Raw genomic sequence first — 22,083 nt, 5'->3', positions numbered from 1 at the left:
AGCGGTCCTCGGGCAGATCGCTGAGCAGGCCCGTGGGCAGGCTCTTAAGCCCGCTTCTTAAGCCTGCTTCTCAAGCCCCTTCAGCAGCCAAATGGAAGTTTTCCGCCAGGAAACTTCTTAACGGTGGCGCAGTGCAACAAAACTCTATATAATCCTGCCTGCGCTTCACTGCTTTGCCCGGCTTTCCTCTAGCGGCCTTTGCGGCGCAGCGCTTCGTAGCGTTTAGCTCCAATCCAGTTTAGAACCTGTCCCCTCCTGCCTAGCCCCCTACGGGCGATCATGTCCCAGGCTGGCGGCACGCCGTGTTGGCATGTCGCATCCGATACAGCTTCTAACGAAAAGCTCGCCTTTATTGTCGCGAGCTGCCCCCGTTTTTCGATTTGCTCGCTGCTTCTTTGCTCGCTGAATCCGACGACTTGGGTATGCCGATTGGCGCCGACGTTTTAATTCCCTGTGTACCAAGGATTCTCATGACTTCGAGCAATACCCCCAGCAGCCCGTTGAACGCCATCGCCGATCAAGCCCTCGGTTTCGCCGACGCACCCGTGCAAGACGCAGCTGTTGCTGCCGCTCCGGAAGCTGTCGCCGCAGAAGCCGCAGCGCCGACCGGCCCGTCGTTCGCGTCGCTCGGTCTCTCCGCGGATGTCGTCTCCGCGCTGACCGCCGCTGGTTATCAAAACCCGACTCCGGTTCAGCAACGCGCGATTCCCGCCGCAATCGCTGGCCGCGATCTGATGGTCTCGAGCCCGACCGGTTCGGGCAAGACCGCCGCGTTCATGCTGCCCGCTATTGAACGTTTCTCACAACTGCAAAAAGCACAAGCCAGCCAGCCGCGTGAGCCGCGTCCGGCGGACGGTGCCCGCACGCGCCGTCCGCAGCCGGTTGCACGTCCGACCATGCTGGTCCTGACGCCGACCCGCGAACTCGCGATGCAGGTCACCACCGCCGCTTCCACGTACGGCAAGCACCTCAAGCGTCTGCGCACCGTCAGCATTCTGGGCGGCGTCGCTTATGGTCAACAACTGATGCTGCTGGCAAAGAACCCGGAAATCCTGGTTGCTACGCCTGGCCGTCTGATCGACCACCTGGAACGCGGCCGTATCGATCTGTCGCAACTGCAGATCCTCGTGCTCGACGAAGCCGACCGCATGCTCGACATGGGCTTCATCGAAGACATCGAAACGATCGTTGCCGCTACGCCGTCTTCGCGTCAAACCATGCTGTTCTCGGCCACGCTCGACGGCAAGATCGGTTCGCTGACCGGCCGCCTGCTGAAGGATCCGGAACGCATCGAGATCGTTCAACGCCTCGAACAACGCACCAACATCGCGCAAACCGTCCACTATGTTGACGACCGCGATCACAAGGATCGTCTGCTCGACCATCTGCTGCGCGACGAGGGCCTCGATCAGGCTATCGTCTTCACGGCAACCAAGATGGACGCTGACCAACTGGCAGGCCGTCTGGCCGACGCCGGTTTCGAATCGGCTGCTCTGCACGGCGATCTGCCGCAAGGCGCACGTAACCGCACGATCAAGGCTCTGCGCGAGCGCCGTGTGCGCGTGCTGGTCGCCACGGACGTCGCCGCTCGCGGTATCGACATCCCGGGCATCACGCACGTATTCAACTACGACCTGCCGAAGTTCGCTGAAGACTACGTGCACCGTATCGGCCGTACCGGCCGTGCTGGCCGCTCGGGTATCGCAGTGAGCCTCGTGCACCACGCCGAGCAAGGCGCGCTGAAGCGCATCGAGCGTTTCGTGCGTACTCCGCTGGCAGTCAACGTCGTCGCAGGCTTCGAGCCGCGCAAGTCGGCTCCGTCGGGCAACGGCGGCCGTCCTGGCTTTGGCGGCCGTGGCCGTCCGGGCGGTGGCAACGGCGGCGGTGCTGGCCGTCGTTTCGGTAGCGGTAGCGGCGCTGGCAAGCCGGCCGGTAACGGCGGCGGCGCTCGCAGCGGTAGCGGTAATGGCGGCGGCTGGGCCGGCAAGTCGGCTGGCGGCGGTTCGCGTGAAGGCGGCGGCGGCTTCGGCGGCGGTTCGCGTGACGGCGGCTACGGTGCACGCCGCAGCGACGGTCCGCGTACGGCGCGTCGCGGCAGCTAAGCAGCGACTCAGTAGTCATCAGGCAAGCGCTATTTACGTGGCTCGTTCAGTACGTAAGGCTGCCTGAAAAAAGACCCGGACGGCCCCGCGCCGCCCGTCAGTCGAAAGAAACCGGTGCTCAGGCGCCGGTTTTTTTTCGCCCGTGTTTTGGTGGCCCTCGGAATTTCACAATGTGGAAAATTTTTTTGCGTCGTAAAAAATCGTGCTGCAAGGCACAAGACACTCTATTGCAAGATGGAAAAAGACGTTTCTTAATGTGGAACGTCATGAATAAACCATTGATTTTTAACTACAATAAATATTAAAAAAACACTCCTTGGCCGCTATTGCGCGCCGATCGATTTGCCTAGACTCTTATATAAGACTTCACGAAACGAAACGCCTTAAAGGGCCAGCCGTTTCGACGAAGGCAAGAGTCACCTATCCATTACAGGCAACCAAGGAGCACACCATGTCCCGCGAACAACAAGCCAGGCAACTTCAACAGCAATGGGAAACCGATCCGCGCTGGAAAGGCGTGAAGCGTACGTACACCGCTGAAGACGTGATCCGTCTGCGTGGCTCGGTGCAAGTGGAGCACACGCTCGCCAAGCGCGGCGCGGAAAAGCTGTGGGAAAGCGTCAACAACGAGCCGTTCGTGAACTCGCTCGGCGCGCTGACCGGCAATCAGGCGATGCAACAGGTGAAGGCTGGTCTGAAGGCGATCTACCTGTCCGGCTGGCAAGTGGCGGGCGATGCAAACGTGGCCGGTGAAATGTACCCGGACCAGTCGCTGTATCCGGCGAACTCGGTGCCGCTCGTTGTGAAGCGCATCAACAACACGCTGACGCGCGCTGACCAGATCCAATGGTCGGAAGGCAAGAATCCGGGCGACGAAGGCTATATCGACTACTTCGCACCGATCGTGGCCGACGCGGAAGCCGGTTTTGGCGGCGTGCTGAACGCGTTCGAACTGATGAAGGCAATGATCGAAGCCGGCGCGGCAGGCGTGCACTTCGAAGACCAGCTCGCCTCGGTGAAGAAGTGTGGTCACATGGGCGGCAAGGTGCTCGTGCCGACCCGTGAAAACATCGCGAAGCTGACCGCCGCGCGTCTGGCCGCCGACGTCTCGGGCACGCCGACCGTGCTGCTGGCCCGCACCGACGCTGAAGCCGCAGACCTGATCACGTCGGATGTGGACGACAACGACAAGCCGTTCCTGACGGGCGAACGCACGGTGGAAGGTTTCTATCGTACGAAGCCGGGTCTGGAACAGGCGATTTCGCGTGGCCTCGCCTACGCGCCCTACGCCGACATGATCTGGTGCGAAACCGGCAAGCCGGACCTCGAGTTCGCGAAGAAATTCGCCGACGCGATCCATAAGGAATTCCCGGACCAGTTGCTGTCGTATAACTGCTCGCCGTCGTTCAACTGGAAGAAGAACCTGGACGACGCAACCATCGCCAAGTTCCAGCGCGAACTCGGCGCAATGGGCTACAAGTTCCAGTTCATCACGCTGGCCGGCTTCCACGCGCTGAACTACTCGATGTTCAACCTGGCGTACGGTTATGCCCGCAACCAGATGACCGCGTTCGTCGAAATGCAGCAGGCTGAATTCGCAGCGGCCGAAAAGGGCTTCACCGCGGTCAAGCACCAGCGCGAAGTCGGCACTGGCTACTTCGACGCCGTGACGCAAACGGTCGAACGCGACGCATCGACGACCGCGCTGCACGGTTCGACGGAAGACGAGCAGTTCTTCGACAAGAAGGTCGCTTAAGACACCCGCGGTCTGATCGCGAGAACGGCAAGGCAGACAAAAAGCGGCTCCGTTAGAGAGCCGCTGTCAGGGAGGAGCAGCCATCAGGGCTGAAGTACGTCGGTCTGCCCTGATGGCTGGAGATGGCAGCAGCGGAAAGAAAGCCAGCACAATGCATTGTGCGGCGAGCATAGGACGCGCCGGCCTCATCGCCGGCGCGTTTTTTTTGCTATGTCGCACCTGCCCGCGACGGTGATCGCGAGCATCCATCTCAGCGATACACGATCACCGGAATCTTCGTATGCGTCAGGACCCGCTGCGTCTCGCTGCCGATCAGCAAGCTGCCGAGGCCGCGCCGCCCATGCGAAGCCATGAAAATCACATCGCATGCGCCCTGCTCGGCCGCTTCGATGATGCCGAGATAAGGCGCCGGATGCACACTGGTGCGGCTCTCGACCGAGACTCCGACACGGTGCGCAGCCAGCTCCACTTCCCGCAGATGCACGCGCGCCTCACGCTCGCTGCGTTGCAAAAACTCAACCGGCGGCTCGATCACGACGTCGGAGAACAGCGAATAGGGATATTGCGGCAGACAGGCGTAGGCGGTGACGCGAGCGCCGACTGCCTGCGCGAGATCGATGGCGCCGTTTATCGCCTTGCGCGACAGGTCTGAACCATCGGTCGGAACCAGGATGTGCCTGAACATGATGCCCTCCGTCGCCGGCTATGCGCAGCGCGGCGTCAGCGTCCCACGAGGCTCGGCATAAAAGCCGCGTCAATCGATTGTAGTTCGCGGAAATGCGGGTAAGGCCGTCGTGCGGGTCTTTCCGCATATCGGAAACCCGTTGCGCGGGCCTGCGCGACGCTTGTGCGGAGCGGGACAAGGGCTCTTGCCCCCGATCACCGGACGTCGGGCGCAGCTCAGCCACACTCAGTTCCAGTAGTCAGAATGGCCGTACGTATGCTTGAGAAAGTCCAGAAACAGCCGAACCCGCAGCGGCAAATGCCGGCGCTGCGGAAAAACCGCATGAATGCCAATCGGCGGCGCAGCGAACTCGTCGAGCACGCTAACGAGCCGGCCGGCCGCGATATCCGTGCCGACCTCCCACCACGAGCGCCATGCGAGCCCATAACCTTCGAGGCACCACTCGTGCAGCACAGCACCGTCCGAGCATTCCATCGTGCCGGACACCTTGATCGACACCACCTTGTCGCCCTGCTGGAACATCCAGCCGCGCTGCTGATTGGCGCTCGCGCCGAGCGCCAGGCAGTTGTGGTGCGCGAGGTCGGCCAGTGTGTGGGGCGAACCGCGTCGGCTCAGATACGACGGCGAAGTCACGCACACACGGCGGTTCTCGCCGAGCTTGAGCGACACCAGCGACGAATCGGGCAATTCGCCGAGCCGCACGGCGCAGTCGAACCCTTCGTTGACAAGGTCGACGAGGCGGTCGGACAGGTCGAGCGTAATCGACACATCCGGATGCGCGACGGTGAAGGCCGGCACCAGCGGCGCAACATGCCGGCGCCCAAAGCCGGCCGGCGCCGACAGCCGCAAATGGCCACTCGCCTTCACGCCGCCCGCCGACACGCTGGCCTCGGCGTTCTGCATGTCGTGGATGACGCGCTGACAATCTTCGAGAAACGCCGAGCCCTCGAAGGTCAGCGTGATCTTGCGCGTGGTGCGCACCAGCAATTTGACGCCAAGGCGCTCTTCGAGCGCATCGATGCGACGGCCGATGATCGCGGGCGCAACACCCTCCGCCAAGGCTGCGGCGGACAGGCTGCCCTTGGCGGCGACGGCAACGAAAGTCTCGATCTGCTTGAAACGGTCCATGGGGAGCGGAGCCGCAACGCCACGAAGGAAGTCCCTCGGGGGTCGCGCGGGGAAGTGGTCGGTGCGCGTCAGATTAGGTGGATAAAAGTAAAAGATCAAGTGATGTTTAGCCTCTTTTTTAGCGCATAGCATCACTAATACAATCCATCCTGACCTCTGATAGGAGTGCACGGCAATGTCGGCCACAACGACACCCTTCCCTAAAGCAGTGATTTTCGACGCATACGGCACGCTTTTCGACGTGCATTCGGTGATCGCTGCCGCGGAGCAGATGTTTCCCGGCCACGGCGATGCGCTCTCGCAGTTGTGGCGCCAAAAACAGATCGAATACACGCAGTTGCGTACGCTCGCCGATCCGGCCGATGCGCCCGGCGGGCATTACCGGCCGTTCTGGGACATCACGCTCGACGCCTTGCGCTTCGCCGCCAAGAAACTGCATCTCACGCTGGGCCGCGCGGCAGAGAAGCGTCTGATGGACGAATATGCGTGCCTGTCCGCTTTTCCCGATGCCGTGCCCGCGCTGCGCCAGCTGCGCGACGCGCCTCCAGCATCGCCTGCATCTGTCTCTACGACTGCGTACGGCGGACCCGGCTTACGGCCGGGTCTCGCGATCCTCTCGAACGGCAATCCGCAAATGCTCGACATCGCCGTGAAGAGCGCCAGCATGACGGGCCTGTTCGACCATGTTCTATCCGTCGACGCAGTGCGCGCCTACAAACCCTCGCCCACGGCTTACGCACTCGGCACGCGAGCCTTCGACGCAGAGCCGCGCGAGATCGTCTTCGTGTCGTCGAACGGCTGGGACGTGGCAGGCGCGAGCTGGTTCGGCTTCACAACTTTCTGGCTTAACCGGCAAAACGCACCAGTCGAAGAACTGGGCGTCATGCCGCATGGCGTGGGCGGAGGCATGAACGATCTGCTCGCTTTTCTGAAGTCCCTCGCGTCGCCCGACCGCAACAGCGGCACGGGCAGCACCGGCAATCCCGGTGGCAACCGCACGCGCCACAGCCCTGGCGCATGACAGCTACCACCTGGATCCCACGACGCAATTCAACCGCATCTCAACATTTGCACCTTTGCAATCTGACCGACCAAGGAGAAACCATGGCGAATCCGCTGTCATCGCAGTCATCACTGCAGCTGCCGCAGGGCGTGGAAATCACGGCTGAGATCAAGCCAGGCTTTGAAGCAATCCTCACTAGCGAAGCGCTCGAACTCGTCGCCGCGCTGCATCGCACGTTCGAACCGCGCCGTCAGCAGTTGTTGCAGGCTCGTGTGGAACGCACGAAGCGGCTCGATGCCGGTGAGCGCCCCGACTTCCTCGCCGCAACGAAAAGCGTGCGCGAAGGCGACTGGAAGATCGCGCCGCTGCCACACGATCTGCAATGCCGCCGTGTGGAAATCACCGGACCGGTCGAGCGCAAGATGATCATCAACGCGCTGAATTCGGGCGCGGATTCGTACATGACCGACTTCGAAGATTCGAATGCACCGAGCTGGGATAACCAGATTACCGGCCACATCAATCTGAAGGACGCCGTGCGCCGTACGATTTCGCTCGAACAGAACGGCAAGTCCTACACGCTGAACGACAAGATCGCCACACTGATCGTGCGTCCGCGCGGCTGGCATCTGGACGAAAAGCATGTGACGGTGGACGGCAAGCGCGTCTCTGGCGGTATCTTCGATTTCGCGCTCTTCATGGTTCACAACGCGAAGGAACAGGTCGCGCGCGGCACGGCGCCCTACTTCTATCTGCCAAAGATGGAGAGCCACCTGGAAGCGCGCCTGTGGAACGACATCTTCCTCGCCGCACAGGAAGCCGTCGGTGTGCCGCGCGGCACGATTCGCGCGACGGTGTTGATCGAGACGATCGTCGCCGCATTCGAAATGGATGAGATCCTGTACGAGTTGCGCGAACACAGCTCGGGTCTGAACGCCGGCCGTTGGGACTACATCTTCTCGGCGATCAAGAAGTTCAAGAGCGACCGCGATTTCTGTCTCGCCGACCGCGCGCAGATCACGATGACCGCGCCGTTCATGCGTGCCTATGCGCTGCTGTTGCTGAAAACCTGCCATCACCGCAACGCACCGGCAATCGGCGGCATGAGCGCGCTGATCCCGATCAAGAACGACCCGGCGGCGAACGACAAGGCAATGGGCGGTGTGCGCTCCGACAAGGCGCGCGATGCCGGCGACGGTTACGACGGTGGCTGGGTCGCGCATCCGGGCCTCGTGCCGATCGCGATGGAAGAATTCGTCAAGGTGCTCGGCGACAAACCGAACCAGATCGGCAAGCAACGCGACGACGTGCTCGTCACGGCGACCGACCTGATGGACTTCCGTCCTGAAGCGCCGATCACCGAAGGCGGTCTGCGCAACAACATCAACGTCGGCATTCACTACCTGGGTTCGTGGCTCGCGGGCAACGGCTGCGTGCCGATTCACAACCTGATGGAAGACGCCGCCACCGCGGAAATCTCGCGCTCGCAAGTGTGGCAATGGATTCGCTCGCCGAAGGGCAAGCTCGAAGACGGCCGTAAAGTCACGGCCGAACTGGTGCGCGAGTTGTCGGCACAAGAACTCGACAAGGTGAAGCAGGCAGTCGGCGGCGATACGAAACCGTACGATCGCGCTGCACAAATCTTCGGAGAAATGTCGACGTCGGAGCAATTCACCGACTTCCTGACACTGCCGCTGTACGAAGAAATCTGAGGCGCCTGAACGGCCCCAGGCATCAGCAATAACGACGTCGTACCGGGCCCGCTTTCACCAGCCACGCAAGATGAAAGAGCGGCCCGGGTCGCAAGGCTGACCGACCGGACGGCCCGACAGGCGCATGCCTGCCGGGCCGTTTTTTTATGCGCTCGCCGTACGCCCGTTATGCGTTCGTGGTGTGCTCGTGGTCAGCTTGCTGTGGGCTGGTTACGCGCCCTCAACGCGCGCTGCGATACTCGACCCAATCGCCCGACCTGATTTCCGGGAGGCCCTTCACCGCATTGGGCGCCACCGGATAGAAGCGGCAGTTCACGACGTTACCGTCTACTTTCACCATCACTTCGCGCGCGAGGAAACGATCTTCGACGCCCGGATACACCGCTTCGATCTCGTCGAGCACTGCAACCAGTTCATCGTCGATTTCGTAGACGTCGCCTATGACGTCCACGCCCGCTTCGTCGACCACGAGGCCGGGATACAAGCCGAAGTCGAATAGATGGCCGCGCACCGTGGCCGTACCGAGCAGATTCGGTGCGGCGATGTCGTTGCGCGCCGCAGCCTCACTGAGGTCGTTCACTTCACCGGCCCGCAATGTGCCGTATACAAAGACGGTCTGCATCGTCGTTTGCTCTCCCTGATTACGGGTTTATACCTCGGCTGTTGCCGAGGATTCAGTTCAGCGACGCGCTCGCCACCAGCACGCCGTCGATGTCCGCATAGATCCATTCGCCAGGACGGACCTGCGCGCCCGGCAATTGCACCGGCACGTCGCGCTCGCCCGTGCCGAGTTTCTGGCCACGCCGTGGGCAGGTCGCCAACGCCGCCACCCCGACATTGACTTCATTGAGCTCTAGCGTATCGCGCACGCAGCCGTTCAGCACGATGCCCGCCCAGCCATTCTGCTCGGCGATTTGCGCGAGATTGCCGCCTACCAGCGCGCACCGCAGACTGCCACCGCCGTCGACTACCAGCACCCGGCCCGCACCCTTCTCCTCGAGCGTGGCGCGTACGAGCGCGTTGTCTTCGAACACCTTTAACGTGACAGCCTCGCCGCTGAAACACTCGGCACGGCTGAAAAGATGAAAGACCGGTTCGAGGACGCGCAGCGTTCCGAGCACCAGTTGATCCTCGTGCGCGTCGCACAAATCAGCGGTTGCAAAGCTCATGGGGGTCTCCTCGGGATCCGTGCATTGGGGACATTATGCAACGTTGACACCGGCGTAACACCTACAATGAGAGGCCCCGGTGGTTTTGGGTCTGCACCTTCGGGTCTGTGCTCCCAGCGCTCTGTGCCCGAAGGCTCAATGCCCGGGCGCTCCGCGCTCGTAGGTCCGCATCTGCAGGCTCTGCGTTTTTTGAGTTCCATCCATTGGATCGTTCTTCAACATGAATTCGCCCACTGACTCAGTCCAGTCGAGCCGGAGCCACTTCGCCGACATCCCGCCCGAATTCCAGCCAACGCAAACGCACCCGATCCGCGTGCGCTCGCGGCAGATGCCTTCGGGCTGGCGCATCGCACGACACACGCATGCGTGGGCACAAGTGGCCTATGCGTCGCGCGGCGTGCTGCGGGTCGCGACAACCGGTACGACGTGGATGGTGCCGCCGTCCCGGGCGATCTGGGTGCCACCGCATGTGACACACGAAGTGGTCGCAGTCGAAGATGCATTTCTGCGCACGCTCTACATTACCGAAAGCACCGTCCCGGCCGGACTGGATACGCCTCGCGTGGTCGAAGTATCGGATCTGCTGCGCGAAGTCATCGCCGCGCTCGATACGCCTGGCATCTCGGCGACACGCGAACAGTTGCTAGGCGCGCTCGCGCTCGACGAACTGACGCGTTCGGAGCCGCTCCCTCTGTCCGTGCCGATGCCCAACGAAAAGCGCTTGCGCGCATTGTGTGAGGCGGTGATCGCGGACCCGACAAACGGCGATTCGCTCGAGCAATGGGCATCGAGCGTGGGTGCGAGTACGCGCACGATTGCGCGGCTGTTTCGTCAGGAGTTGGGCGTGAGTTTTTCGCAATGGCGTCAGCAGGCGGTTCTGGCGCGCGCGATTCCGCTGTTGAGCCAGGGGCGGCCACTTTCGCATGTCGCGCAGGAGCTGGGCTATCAGAGCCAGAGTGCGTTCTCGGCAATGTTCCGGCGTGCGTTCGGCGAAAGTCCACGCGCGTTCATCGAGCGTGGCTCGGAGCATCGCGTGGAGAGCGGGGATCGTGGTGATACAGAGGCCGATGAAGAGACCGCAAGAAAGTGACGGCATAGCTCGGAACCGCTAACTGCGTTGCGTCAGACGCAGTGATTCAGGCACGTTGAGTCAGACACGCCGCGCAAGATGACGGATCGCCCCGAGTTGCGCCAGACGCGGTCCGGTCAGCTTGTACCCCTTGCGCTGATACAGGCGCGCCGCAGGATTGTCGACGAACACGCGCAACTGCAACTCGCGCAGGCCGCGCTCGCGCGCCCACTGATGTGACATATCGAGAAGATATGTGCCGGCACCGAGCCGTCGATGCCCTTCAGCAATCTGCACGTCGCGGATATGCAGGGAGTCGCCTTCTTGCGTGATGCGCAGCACGCCAATTGGCTGGCCGTCCACTTCGAGAATGAAATTCTCCGACTCGCGCCAACTGCCGAGAAACAGATCACCACGCCAGACCAGATGGTGCCGGTGATAGTAGCCACCCATGTTATTGCGAGTCAGCGCCTCGGCGAACTCGAAATCGTCCATGCTGGCGCTGCGCAGATGAAACGGTGACGGGGCTTCGGTTGGATCGAACATGGTGGAACGACGAAGATGAGTCGGGTCAACGGTAAAACAGGCCGCGCGCGCTGGCAATGGCTGTTTGTCCCGAGCATACCCGGACGATACAGGGGCAAACTGACCGCGGAAATAAAAAAAGCCCACTTCTTTCGAAGTGGGCTTTCTAAAATCTGGCGGAGCGGACGGGACTCGAACCCGCGACCCCCGGCGTGACAGGCCGGTATTCTAACCAACTGAACTACCGCTCCAGATTTTTGCACCGTAGCTGATGAGCTTTGCTCATTCACCCACTGCACCGCTCATACTGCTCGCTGAACGACGCCGATGTCTTGGCGTCCCCTAGGGGATTCGAACCCCTGTACTCACCGTGAAAGGGTGATGTCCTAGGCCTCTAGACGAAGGGGACAACGTACTGCTTACACCTTTAATGAAAAAGCCCGTTCAAGTTTGCATGAACGGGCTTTGTCTGGCGGAGTGGACGGGACTCGAACCCGCGACCCCCGGCGTGACAGGCCGGTATTCTAACCAACTGAACTACCACTCCAGTTTGCCCATCATGACTTGCGAGCGTTGGTTTTTTCTCTGCAAGCTGCGCTACTTTATTACTTCCAAGCGACGCTGATGTTTGGCGTCCCCTAGGGGATTCGAACCCCTGTACTCACCGTGAAAGGGTGATGTCCTAGGCCTCTAGACGAAGGGGACATAATCTTTTCAGATCTGTCTTTATCTTGCTGCCAACTCGCTTTAACTTCCGGCTAACTCTGCTTCGTCAGAAGCAAAGACCAATATTCTAACTACGTTACAGCTATTTGTGAAGTCTTTTTTGCTACAAGCTCCATACTTCGGAACCACTTCACTCTGCTCTGATGGTGGAGGTAAGCGGGATCGAACCGCTGACCTCTTGCATGCCATGCAAGCGCTCTCCCAGCTGAGCTATACCCCCCTTGCAGAACAGAAACGAGATTTTAGAGGCCAATTTTCGCTTTGTAAATACCCTTTGAGCAATTGCATGCGACTTTTTTCGCAAGTCGCATGCAAACAATCTCAAGGCTCGCACGAACGCGCTTAAGCCAACGCTTTTTCGATACGGCTCACGACAACATCACGACCGAACAGCATCAGCACGCTGTCAATCGACGGTGTATGCGTGGTGCCCGCCACCAGCAGACGAACCGGCATGGCCAGTTGCGGCATCTTCAGCTTGTGCGCGCCGAGCGTTGCCTTCAATGCCGCAGCGATCGCTTCCTTGGTCCACTCGACCGTCCTGAGCGAAGCAGCCAGATCGGCAAGCGCCGGACGCACGACATCCGTGACGTGCTGCGCAAGCGCATCGGCTTCGGGAGCCGGCACGCGATAGAACATCGCGGCGTTTTCGGCGATTTCCTTTACCGTCGACGCACGGTCTTTCAGCAAACCCACCACCGACGTCAGATCGGCGCCTTGTGCGACGGCGGTTTCGTCGAGACCCAGTTCAGCGAAGAAAGGCTTTGCGAGCTCCGCGAGGCGCGCGTTGTCCGCTTCCTTGATGTAGTGCGCGTTGAGCCAGTTCAACTTGTCGTGGTCGTACTGAGCCGGCGACTTGCCCAGATGCTCCAGATCGAACCATTCGACGAACTGGTCACGCGTGAAAATTTCCGCATCGCCATGCGACCAGCCCAGACGCGCCAGATAGTTGACCACGGCTTCAGGCAAAAAGCCTGCGTCGCGATAACCCACCACGCTCATCGCGCCGTGGCGCTTGCTCATCTTCTCGCCCTGCTCGTTCAGCACGGTCGGCAAGTGGGCGTATACCGGCGGCTCACCGCCCAACGCGCGCAGGATGTTGATCTGGCGCGGCGTGTTATTCACGTGATCGTCACCGCGAATGACGTGCGTGATGCTCATGTCCAGATCGTCCACCACCACACAGAAATTGTAGGTCGGCGTGCCGTCCGGTCGCGCGATCACGAGGTCGTCGAGTTCTTCATTCGAGATTTCGATACGTCCCTTCACGGCGTCGTCCCATGCGACCACGCCCGTGAGCGGATTGCGGAAGCGCAGCACGGGCTGCACACCCGCCGGCGGCTCCGGCAAGACCTTGCCAGGTTCCGGGCGCCACGTGCCGTCATAGCGCGGCTTTTCGCCGGCCTCACGCTGACGTTCGCGCAGTGCGTCCAACTCTTCCGTCGACATGTAGCACGGGTACACGAGCCCTGCGTCCTGCATCTGCTGGAGCACTTCGCGGTAACGGTCCATGCGCTGCATTTGATAGAACGGACCTTCGTCAAAGTCGAGGCCGAGCCACGCCATGCCTTCGAGAATGGCGTCGACGGATTCGGAAGTGGAGCGCTCGACGTCGGTGTCCTCGATCCGCAGCACGAAGGTCCCTTTCATCTTGCGCGCGAACGCCCACGGATAAAGCGCGGAGCGAATGTTGCCGAGGTGGATGAAGCCGGTGGGACTCGGTGCGAAACGGGTACGGACGGAGGTGGTCATTAGCGGTTACTCGGAAGACGGGCGCCGGCGCCGTAGCAAACATCGCCAGTGAAGCGCGGCAGCGGACCGTGTTCGTGCAGCAGAAAACGCCTTGCACGGACACGAAGGAAATAAATGCGAGAGCCGAATTATACCTTCCGGACACGCGTTGCCTGCCCTCGTCCAAATGGCCAATGGCAGCACACAAGACGCTCGCGAAGCCTACTTGAGCACACCCGAGGGCCTCCTCTGCAACGTTTCATTACCGGACCAACGCGCATCCGGCGCTTTGATTTATGATGTGCGCGCGCTGCGGGTGGGGATAGAACCACGGCGCATGGAATCGCCACCGGCGCTCCTGTCCGTCTGACTATCCGCCTGACCGCGGCACCAGGTTGCGCCGATTGCGTCGCCCCCGCCGTTGCTGGAGAACCCGTTGAAACCGTCATCCCCACGCCTTGCCCGTCGCAACTTCTCATTGGCGGCCGCCTCCGCGGTGCTGGCCGCCTGCACCACGACCGGCGGCAGCAAAACCGATAGCACACCGGTTGCCACCACGCCGCCCACCAACTCGCCACCGCTCGACAAACCGCAGCGAACGATCCGCGTTGGACTCGCGCTAGGCGGCGGCGCCGCGCGCGGCTTCGCGCACATCGGTGTGATCAAGGCGCTCGAGGCGCGCAATATCCAGGTCGATCTGGTGGCCGGCACGAGCGCGGGTTCGGTAGTCGGTGCGCTGTACGCCTCGGGAATGAACGGCTTTGCGCTCAACAAGCTCGCGCTGACCATGGACGAAGCGTCGATCAGCGACTGGGCCATGCCGTTTCGCACGCGCGGTTTTCTGCAAGGTATCGCGCTGCAGAACTACCTGAATACGACGCTCAACAACCGTCCGATCGAGAAGATGGTTAAGCCGCTCGGCGTGGTCGCCACCGATCTGCGGACCGGCCAGCCGATCCTCTTCCAGCGCGGCAACACCGGCATTGCAGTACGCGCGTCATGCAGCGTGCCATCGATTTTCGAGCCGGTGAAGATCGGCGGACACGAATATGTGGACGGCGGCCTGGTGAGTCCCGTGCCCGCCTCGTTCGCACGCAAGATGGGCGCGGATTTCGTGATCGCCGTGGACATCTCACAGCGCCCGGAAAGCGGCCTCACTGTCAGTTCGTTCGACGTGCTGATGCAGACCTTCACGATCATGGGCCAGACGATCAAGACCTATGAACTCGACAAGTACGCCGACGTCGTGATCCGGCCGAATCTGGCGGCCATGAGCGGCAGCGATTTCTCGCAGCGCAACGCAGCGATTCTGGCTGGAGAGGAAGCGGTGGCGAAGATGATGCCGGAGTTGCAACGCAAGCTGGCCGAGAGCCGCGTCGCAGCTTAGTTCGTCAGGACAGCGCCGGTTGCAGCGACCGGCGCACTTCGGCTGTCCTCACGCACGCAGCGCCGGCGCAGCCTGAGGCACGGCGCGGATGATTCGCCGACCTATCGGCAAGCTCAAACGCAAAAAGCCTGCTTCGAACGAAGCAGGCTTTTTTCACACCCAAATCGCCGGTGCGGGCTAAGTCTGTTACTGATTGCCGCCAATCGAGGCATTCACGCGCTTGCGCAGATCCTCACCGTCCTGATAGGACGTCTCGATCCGGCGTGCGCCCGTGAAACGCTTTTCCCAATAACCGCTATCCAGATCGTCGACGCGGATCGTGCTGCCCGTGGAAGGCGAATGCACGAACTTGTTGTCGCCGATGTAGATGCCGACGTGCGAGAACGTACGGCGCATCGTATTGAAGAACACCAGATCGCCCGGCTTCAGGTCGCTAACGCGAACCTTCTCGCCGACGCGGCTCATTTCCTCGGCGCGGCGCGGCAGCGCCATACCGAGCGTGTCCTGGAACACGTAGCGAACAAAGCCGCTGCAATCGAGCCCCGAATCGGGCGTATTACCACCCCAACGGTAGCGAACGCCGATCATGTTCAGCGCGCCGACCACCACGTCGCCCGCTTTTCCGGCCATGCCGGACAGGAACGATTTGGCGCCGCCGTCGCTGTCAGGAGCGGCGGATTGCGAATTGAGGGGAGACAAAGAATTCGACCCGCTGGGGGTCGAATATGAGGCATTCTGATTAAAACTGCTTACTTCGTCGGCGAAAGCGCCGGGAGTTGCTGCCATCAAGACGCCAATGAACATCCCGGCGACGACGCGCGTGCAAGCCTGGGTTAGGTTTCTGTCCTGCATTGGTCGGTATTTTTTGCCTAAAAATCAGTGGGCTACGGAAAAAGTTTGGTCGATACTAGCCAGTAAGTATTCGTGTGTCAAAACAAATAGAAAAATACAATCGAGACACGCACCCAATTGGTGAAAGAGTGCAAAATCAGTGGTCAAGCGCCGCTTTCAGCAGCTTTCGAGTGTAAGGATGCACCGGTGTCGCAAAAATCTGCTCAACGTCCCCGCTTTCGACGATCGAACCGTCTTGCATGACCGCGACACGATGCGCCATCGCTCCGATCACGGCCAGATCGTGGCTGATGAAAACGAAGCCGAGGTTGTACTTCTGTTGCAACCCGGCAAGCAGCTTCAGCACCTGCTGCTGGATTGACACGTCGAGCGCACTGGTCGGTTCATCGAGGATCAGAATGCGTGGCTCCAGCACCAGAGCGCGCGCAATCGCAATCCGCTGACGCTGGCCGCCGGAGAACTCGTGCGGATAGCGGTACAGCACCGTGCGGTCCAAACCGACTTCGCGCAGGACCGACACCACCTTGTCGTGCCGCGCCTCCTGGCTCATTTGCGGCCGATGCAGCGCCAGCCCTTCGCCGACGATCCGCTCGATGGTCTGGCGCGGCGACAGCGAACTGAACGGGTCCTGAAAGACAACCTGCATATTCGAGCGTAAGGCGGTCTGGTCGGCGCCGCGATAGCTGCCGAGCGCCCTGCCCTGAAACTCGATCTCGCCGTGCGCGGTGCGTTGCAGGCCAAGCAAGGCCATCGCGAGCGTCGATTTGCCCGAACCCGATTCGCCGACGATCCCCAGCGTCTCGCCCTGGCGCACCGACACATTCGCATCGGCGACCGCACGAAAGTGCCCCGAGCGGAACCAGCCGCTCCAGCCCGGCAGTTTCGTTTTGAAATCGACCGAAACATCGCGCGCTTCGAGCAGCACCGGTGAAATCGGCAGCACAGGGACCACCGTGCGCTGCGGACGGCTCGCCAGCAAACGTTGCGTGTACGGATGCTGCGGCGACTCGAATACCTGCTCGACCGGCCCGCTTTCCACGAGGACGCCCTTCTCCATCACCGCGATGCGTTGCGCGAAGTGCCGCACCAGATTCAGGTCGTGCGTGATCAGCAGCACGGCCATGCCGCGTTTCTCGGCTTCGTCGCGTTGCAACTCCAGCAGCAGCTCGACGATCTGCGCGCGGATCGTCACGTCGAGCGCCGTTGTCGGCTCGTCGGCCAGCAACAGGCGTGGGCGGCACGCGAGCGCCATCGCGATCATTGCGCGCTGCCGCTGACCGCCCGAGAGCTGATGCGGATAGCTGTTCACACGCTTGCCAGGCTCGGCAATGCCCGTGCGCCCCAGCAACGCCACAGCGCGCTTACGCGCCTCGTTCGCCGTCACGCCGTCGTGCACGACGATCGTCTCCGCAATCTGGTCGCCGACCGTATAGAGCGGATTGAGCGCTGTCATCGGCTCCTGGAAAATCATCGCGATGTCCGAGCCGCGCATGCCGCGCATCTCGCGTTCGCTTTTGGCGAGCAGATCTTCGCCGTCGAAACGGATCGACCCGCTCACTTGCGCATCGCTCAACAGACGCAGGATCGACAGTGCGGTCACGCTCTTGCCCGAGCCCGATTCGCCGACCAGCGCGACCCGTTCGCCGCGCTGGATCGCGAGCGTCACGTCATTCACCGCAACCGTGTCGCCGAAGGTCACATGCAGATGATCGAGTTCCAGCAGCGGCGGCGTCGTGCCTTGTTTTGCGTTGTTTTCCACCATGGCGCTCACTGGTTGCCTCCCGCGCGCATGGCATCGGAGATACGGGTGTCCAGCGCGTTGCGCAGGGCGTCGCCCATGAACGTCAGCAGCAACAGCATCGCCACCAGCACGCCGAAAGTAGACAACGAGATCCACCATGCATCGAGATTCGCCTTGCCTTGCGCAAGCAGTTCGCCCAGGCTCGGTGTCGGCGAAGGCACGCCGAGGCCGAGAAAGTCGAGGCTGGTGAGCGCGAGAATCGCGCCGCTCATGCGGAACGGCAGAAACGTGATCACTGGCGTCAAACTGTTGGGCAATACGTGCCGCCACATGATCTGCCAGTTCGAGAGTCCCATCGCCCGCGCGGCACGCACATAGTCCTGGTGACGGTTGCGCAGAAACTCCGCGCGCACGTAGTCGGACAAACCGATCCAGCCGAACAGCGACAGCAGCACGATCAGCAGAATGAATCCCGGCTCGAAGATCGACGAGAAAATGATCAACAGATAGAGCTCCGGCATGGCGCTCCAGATTTCGATCAGACGTTGCCCGATGATATCGGTACGTCCTCCGAAGTAACCCTGCACGGCGCCCGCGGCAATTCCAAGCACGGTGCCAATCAAGGTCAGCACCAGGCCGAATTCCACCGAAACGCGGAAACCGTACAGAAGACGCGCGAAGAGATCGCGGCCGCGGTCGTCGGTGCCGAACCAGTTATCGCGCGACGGCGGCGCCGGATTCGGCGCCTTCGAGAAGTAATTCAGCGTGTCGTAGTAGTAACGGTTCGGTGGATACACCGCGAAATTACCCGGCGTGTCGAAACGATGCTTGATATACGGATCGAGATAATCGGCGGCCGTCGGGAAGTCGCCGCCGAAAGTAGTCTCCGCGTAAGTCTTGAACATCGGAAAATACAGCTGCCCTTCGTAGCGCACCACGAGTGGTTTGTCGTTCGACCACAGCGGCCCCGCGAGGCTCGCTGCAAACGCGACGACGAAGATGATCAGACTCCAGTAGCCAAGGCGCTGCTGACGAAAACGCTGCCAGACGCGACGCGCCGGCGTAGGCGACACGAACGCGCGAGCCGGTTCGGTGCGCGCCGCCGCATCGGCTGAAAGACGGGCTCGATTCATCAGCGCTCCAGTTGTTCGAATTGGATGCGGGGATCGACCCACACGTAGCAAAGATCGGAAATCAGCTTGGTTGCAAGACCGATCAGCGTGAATAGATAGAGCGTGCCGAGCACGACCGGATAGTCGCGCCGCACCACCGATTCGTATGACAGCAAACCGAGCCCGTCGAGCGAAAACAGCGTCTCGATCAACAGACTGCCGGTGAAAAATGCACCGATAAACGCCGCCGGAAAACCGACGATCAGCGGCAGCAACGCATTGCGAAACACGTGCTTCCACAGCACGCGCCTTTCCGACAATCCTTTGGCACGCGCGGTCAGCACGTACTGCTTGCGGATTTCGTCGAGGAAGGCGTTCTTCGTCAGCATCGTGACCACGGCGAAACTGCCCACCACCGAAGCGGTAATCGGCAACGTGATATGCCACAGGTAGTCGACAATCTTGCCGCCAAGACTCAGCTGCGCCCAGTTATCCGAGGTGAGATTGCGCAGCGGGAAGAGCTGCAGGAAGCTGCCGCCGCCGAACAGCACCAGCAACAGCACGCCCAGCACAAAGCCTGGAATGGCATAGCCGACCAACACGACGAGACTCGTTGCGATATCGAAGCGCGAGCCGTTGCGTACCGCCTTGGCTATACCCAGAGGCACCGATATCAGGTACGTCAGGAAGAAGGTCCATAAGCCGATGCTGATCGACACCGGCAATTTCGAAACGATCAGCGACCACACGCTTTGATGGCGGAAGTAGCTCTGGCCAAGGTCGAACGTCGAGAAGCGTTTTAGCATCAGGACGTAGCGTTCGAGCGGCGGTTTGTCGAAACCATATAGCGCTTTCAGTTGCGCAATCTGCTGCGCGTCGACGCCGGTATGCGCACGCAGACCGAATGGCGCGCCGTTCTCCGCGCCTTTGCGCAACTCGTGCTGCATCTGTTCGACCGGGCCACCTGGGACGAACTGGATCACGACGAAGGTCAGTGTCAGCACGCCGAGCAAGGTCGGGATCATCAACAGCAGGCGTTTGAGGATGTAGCTCCACATGGCGGCGTTTCCGGTGCGAAGGCGGTGAAAGAATGACGCTTGGCGCGCCTGGGCTTACGGCTGTTGCGGCTGCTGTGCATACCACCACATCGACGTGATCCAGCCCTCAGCGCCATAGTACAGAGGCAAGGTCTTTGGCCACGCGAAACCGCGCTTGAACGCCACTCGATGCGAAGCGCTGTACCACTGCGGAATCACATAGTAGCCATGCATCAGCACCCGGTCGAGCGCGTGCGTCGCGTCGATCAGTTGCTCCCGCGTCTGCGCATGCACGAGCGCGCTCAGGATCGCATCGACAGCCGGCGACTTCAGGCCGATCACGTTGTCCGAGCCTGGGGTGTCCGCGGCCTTACTGCCGAACCGGTCGATCTGTTCCGAACCGGGCACCTGCACGTCCGCCATACGGATCGTGGTCGTGTCGAAGTCAAATGCGTCAAGCCGCTTCTGATAAACCGCGAAGTCGGATACGCGGAACGTCGCGGTGATGCCGAGCTTCTGCAGATTGCGGATGAGGGTCGCAACGATCGGCTCGAACTGAGCGGACGAACCGGAATCGTCGAGAATTTCGAACTGGAATGGCTCGCCTTTGGCGTTACGCAATGCGCCGTCGCGATAGGTCCACCCCGCCTGCTGCAGCAACGCACGTGCTTGCAGCAGATTGGCGCGCAGCGAACCTGGCGGGTCGGTGTCCGGCTGCTTCGGCGGCGGACCGAACACAGCCGGATTGAGCCTGGCGCGCCACGGCTCAAGCAGCGCCAGCTCGCCAGGTGTTGGCATGCCCTTCGCCTGCAAATCCGTATTGGCGAAGAAGCTGTCGATGCGCGTGTACTGATTGAAGAACAGTTGCCGGTTCAACCACTGAAAGTCGAGTGCGAGATCGAGCGCCTTGCGCACCCGCACGTCCTGGAACAACGGCCGCCGCGTGTTGAGCACGAAGCCCTGCATGCCGGTGCCGTTATGCTGCGGAAATTCGCGCTTGATCAGCTCGCCGCTATCGAACTTCTTGCCGACGTCGCGCCGCACCCAATTGCGCGCGACATATTCGACCAGTACGTCGTACTCGCCCGCCTTGAACGCCTCGAGCCGCGCCGTATTATCCGAATACAGCTTGTAGACGATCCGATCGAAATTGTTCGTGCCGACCCGCACAGGCAATGTCGCACCCCAGTAGTTCGGATCACGCCGATACGTAATCGTGCGGCCATTGTCATACTGATCGATCAGATACGGTCCACTGGCAATGGGTTTCTCGAACGCCAACTGGTCGAAAGCGATCCGGCTGCCGTCCGGCTTCATCCCCCACTTGTGCGAGAACACCGGCATGCTGCCCGCCAGCAACGGCAACTCACGATTGCGCTGGCGAAACTCGAAACGGATCGTGTGCGGGTCAACGACTACTGCGCGTGTGATCTCGCCGAAAATCGACGCGAATTGCGGCGCGGCCTGCGGGCTTTTCAAGGTGTCGAGCGAAAATTTGACGTCGTCCGCGGTGACCGGATCGCCATTCGAAAAGCGTGCGCGCGGATTGATGTGGAACGTGGTCGACAAGCCGTCCGCTGCAATATTGATGTCGTCGGCGAGCAGGCCATAGGCGGAGGCCACTTCGTCACTGCTGCCGGTGGTCAGGCTTTCGAACATCAGATCCACGCCCGGCGCGGTATTGCCGCGCAGTGTGAACGGATTGAATTTATCGAAGCTGGTGAGTCGACTCGGATTCGCCATCACCAGCGTGCCGCCCTTTGGCGCATCCGGGTTGACGTAGTCGAAGTGTTTGAAATCGGCCGGATATTTCGGCTCACCGTATTGCGCGATCGCGTAGACCGCGTGGGCCTCGGGCGCTGCGAGCAAACCGGCCACGGCGGACAGGCCACACAGCACGACGGCGCACACCGACCGCCAGGAGTAAGGCACAACCCGCGACACAACCGGTAGACCGACACGCGATAGCCTGTGAATCACGCTGCATCGAGGTGCGCGAGGCGTTTTAGCCCATCGCGAGCCAGTTGTCATAGGGGCCTTGTTGGTCAGTGGGCAATTGCAATGTGAGAGAATTCTACCCAATAAACCCGCGCAATTCGCACATCTCATCTACACGACATTCACGTGCGTGGCGCGCGGACCTCGTCGGGAGAGTTGATTGGCTTCCTCGCTGGTAAACGCATCTTGCTGACCGGCCTGCTGTCGAATTCGGCCGCCGCCGTGACGGCGGAAATCGTGCACGTAGACAGCGGCTTTAACGCTGTGGTCGGCGGTACGGCTGCCGTAGCTGAATAATTGGGCTTGCTTGCTGCATTGACACCGGGCCCATCGCCAGGTCTGCCGGTTTC

At 61.2% G+C, this 22,083-nt stretch carries 17 protein-coding genes, 5 tRNA genes and 1 pseudogene; 7 read left to right on the top strand and 16 right to left on the bottom strand.

Annotated features, from left to right (window positions below):
- Window positions 1-470 precede the first annotated feature (470 nt).
- Both PQR40_RS31105 and aceA read left to right on the top strand, forming a co-directional pair.
- Window positions 471-2,102, top strand: a complete 1,632-nt coding sequence (locus PQR40_RS31105) for a DEAD/DEAH box helicase (protein WP_408223735.1) — start codon at window positions 471-473, stop codon at window positions 2,100-2,102.
- Between the two features lie 451 nt (window positions 2,103-2,553).
- The gene (gene aceA, locus PQR40_RS31100) at window positions 2,554-3,858 is read left to right on the top strand and encodes an isocitrate lyase (protein WP_408333300.1); all 1,305 of its coding nucleotides are present in this window, start codon (window positions 2,554-2,556) and stop codon (window positions 3,856-3,858) included.
- Window positions 3,859-4,108: 250 nt separating this feature from the next.
- Here aceA and PQR40_RS31095 read toward each other — a convergent pair whose 3' ends face one another.
- Together PQR40_RS31095 and PQR40_RS31090 are read right to left on the bottom strand one after the other, a co-directional pair.
- Window positions 4,109-4,543 (bottom strand): universal stress protein, encoded by a 435-nt coding sequence (locus PQR40_RS31095; protein ID WP_408223738.1) that lies wholly within the window; start codon window positions 4,541-4,543, stop codon window positions 4,109-4,111.
- Between the two features lie 225 nt (window positions 4,544-4,768).
- The gene (locus tag PQR40_RS31090; protein WP_408223741.1) at window positions 4,769-5,671 is read right to left on the bottom strand and encodes a LysR family transcriptional regulator; all 903 of its coding nucleotides are present in this window, start codon (window positions 5,669-5,671) and stop codon (window positions 4,769-4,771) included.
- Between the two features lie 175 nt (window positions 5,672-5,846).
- Here PQR40_RS31090 and PQR40_RS31085 point away from each other — a divergent pair, with 175 nt between their 5' ends.
- A complete protein-coding gene (locus PQR40_RS31085; RefSeq protein ID WP_408223744.1) occupies window positions 5,847-6,692 on the top strand; it encodes a (S)-2-haloacid dehalogenase in 846 nt (281 codons plus the stop codon).
- Window positions 6,693-6,775: 83 nt separating this feature from the next.
- Window positions 6,776-8,386, top strand: coding sequence for a malate synthase A (gene aceB / locus PQR40_RS31080; protein WP_408223747.1), 1,611 nt, complete (start codon window positions 6,776-6,778; stop codon window positions 8,384-8,386).
- Between the two features lie 220 nt (window positions 8,387-8,606).
- Here the strand turns inward: aceB and PQR40_RS31075 are convergent, their stop codons facing one another.
- Complete coding sequence (locus tag PQR40_RS31075; RefSeq protein WP_408223750.1) at window positions 8,607-9,008, bottom strand: gamma-glutamylcyclotransferase family protein; 402 nt, start codon at window positions 9,006-9,008, stop codon at window positions 8,607-8,609.
- Window positions 9,009-9,060: 52 nt separating this feature from the next.
- The gene (gene rraA, locus PQR40_RS31070; RefSeq protein WP_408223753.1) at window positions 9,061-9,555 is read right to left on the bottom strand and encodes a ribonuclease E activity regulator RraA; all 495 of its coding nucleotides are present in this window, start codon (window positions 9,553-9,555) and stop codon (window positions 9,061-9,063) included.
- 220 nt (window positions 9,556-9,775) lie between these two features.
- On the opposite strand from rraA, the gene PQR40_RS31065 reads away from it, so the two are divergent.
- Window positions 9,776-10,645 (top strand): AraC family transcriptional regulator, encoded by an 870-nt coding sequence (locus PQR40_RS31065; RefSeq protein WP_408223756.1) that lies wholly within the window; start codon window positions 9,776-9,778, stop codon window positions 10,643-10,645.
- 60 nt (window positions 10,646-10,705) lie between these two features.
- Here the strand turns inward: PQR40_RS31065 and PQR40_RS31060 are convergent, their stop codons facing one another.
- The 7 genes from PQR40_RS31060 to gltX form a co-directional block, all read right to left on the bottom strand.
- Window positions 10,706-11,170 (bottom strand): GNAT family N-acetyltransferase, encoded by a 465-nt coding sequence (locus PQR40_RS31060; protein WP_408223759.1) that lies wholly within the window; start codon window positions 11,168-11,170, stop codon window positions 10,706-10,708.
- A 153-nt stretch (window positions 11,171-11,323) separates the two neighbouring features.
- Window positions 11,324-11,400 (bottom strand) — tRNA-Asp (locus PQR40_RS31055).
- 82 nt (window positions 11,401-11,482) lie between these two features.
- A tRNA-Glu gene (locus tag PQR40_RS31050) sits at window positions 11,483-11,558 on the bottom strand.
- Between the two features lie 61 nt (window positions 11,559-11,619).
- Window positions 11,620-11,696, bottom strand: a tRNA-Asp gene (locus PQR40_RS31045).
- An 82-nt stretch (window positions 11,697-11,778) separates the two neighbouring features.
- Window positions 11,779-11,854 (bottom strand) — tRNA-Glu (locus tag PQR40_RS31040).
- A 165-nt stretch (window positions 11,855-12,019) separates the two neighbouring features.
- Window positions 12,020-12,095: transfer RNA gene (locus tag PQR40_RS31035), tRNA-Ala, on the bottom strand.
- 122 nt (window positions 12,096-12,217) lie between these two features.
- Complete coding sequence (gltX, locus tag PQR40_RS31030; RefSeq protein ID WP_408223762.1) at window positions 12,218-13,627, bottom strand: glutamate--tRNA ligase; 1,410 nt, start codon at window positions 13,625-13,627, stop codon at window positions 12,218-12,220.
- Between the two features lie 415 nt (window positions 13,628-14,042).
- On the opposite strand from gltX, the gene PQR40_RS31025 reads away from it, so the two are divergent.
- On the top strand, window positions 14,043-14,993 hold the full coding sequence (locus tag PQR40_RS31025; RefSeq protein WP_408223765.1) for a patatin-like phospholipase family protein: 951 nt from the start codon (window positions 14,043-14,045) through the stop codon (window positions 14,991-14,993).
- A 186-nt stretch (window positions 14,994-15,179) separates the two neighbouring features.
- Here the strand turns inward: PQR40_RS31025 and PQR40_RS31020 are convergent, their stop codons facing one another.
- The 5 genes from PQR40_RS31020 to PQR40_RS31000 form a co-directional block, all read right to left on the bottom strand.
- Window positions 15,180-15,845 carry a C40 family peptidase gene (locus tag PQR40_RS31020; protein ID WP_408390210.1) on the bottom strand — a complete coding sequence of 222 codons (666 nt, stop codon included), beginning with the start codon at window positions 15,843-15,845 and terminating at the stop codon, window positions 15,180-15,182.
- A gap of 136 nt (window positions 15,846-15,981) precedes the next feature.
- Window positions 15,982-17,607: an ABC transporter ATP-binding protein gene (locus tag PQR40_RS31015; RefSeq protein ID WP_408223851.1), complete on the bottom strand. Its 1,626-nt coding sequence runs from the start codon at window positions 17,605-17,607 to the stop codon at window positions 15,982-15,984.
- A 5-nt stretch (window positions 17,608-17,612) separates the two neighbouring features.
- Complete coding sequence (locus PQR40_RS31010; protein WP_408223768.1) at window positions 17,613-18,719, bottom strand: ABC transporter permease; 1,107 nt, start codon at window positions 18,717-18,719, stop codon at window positions 17,613-17,615.
- Window positions 18,719-19,756 (bottom strand): microcin C ABC transporter permease YejB, encoded by a 1,038-nt coding sequence (locus PQR40_RS31005; RefSeq protein ID WP_408223771.1) that lies wholly within the window; start codon window positions 19,754-19,756, stop codon window positions 18,719-18,721. Before PQR40_RS31005 ends, PQR40_RS31010 begins: the two co-directional genes overlap by 1 nt.
- A gap of 54 nt (window positions 19,757-19,810) precedes the next feature.
- Complete coding sequence (locus tag PQR40_RS31000; RefSeq protein WP_408223774.1) at window positions 19,811-21,766, bottom strand: extracellular solute-binding protein; 1,956 nt, start codon at window positions 21,764-21,766, stop codon at window positions 19,811-19,813.
- 165 nt (window positions 21,767-21,931) lie between these two features.
- Between PQR40_RS31000 and PQR40_RS30995 the strand changes: the two are divergent.
- Window positions 21,932-22,030: pseudogene (locus tag PQR40_RS30995) on the top strand (enoyl-[acyl-carrier-protein] reductase FabI); the annotation flags it as partial.
- Window positions 22,031-22,083 lie beyond the last annotated feature (53 nt).

Source organism: Paraburkholderia sediminicola, assembly GCF_046026855.1.
Classification (GTDB): domain Bacteria; phylum Pseudomonadota; class Gammaproteobacteria; order Burkholderiales; family Burkholderiaceae; genus Paraburkholderia; species Paraburkholderia sediminicola_A.
Note: the sequence above shows the minus strand (reverse complement) of the source record. Positions and strands in the feature narration are given on the sequence as shown.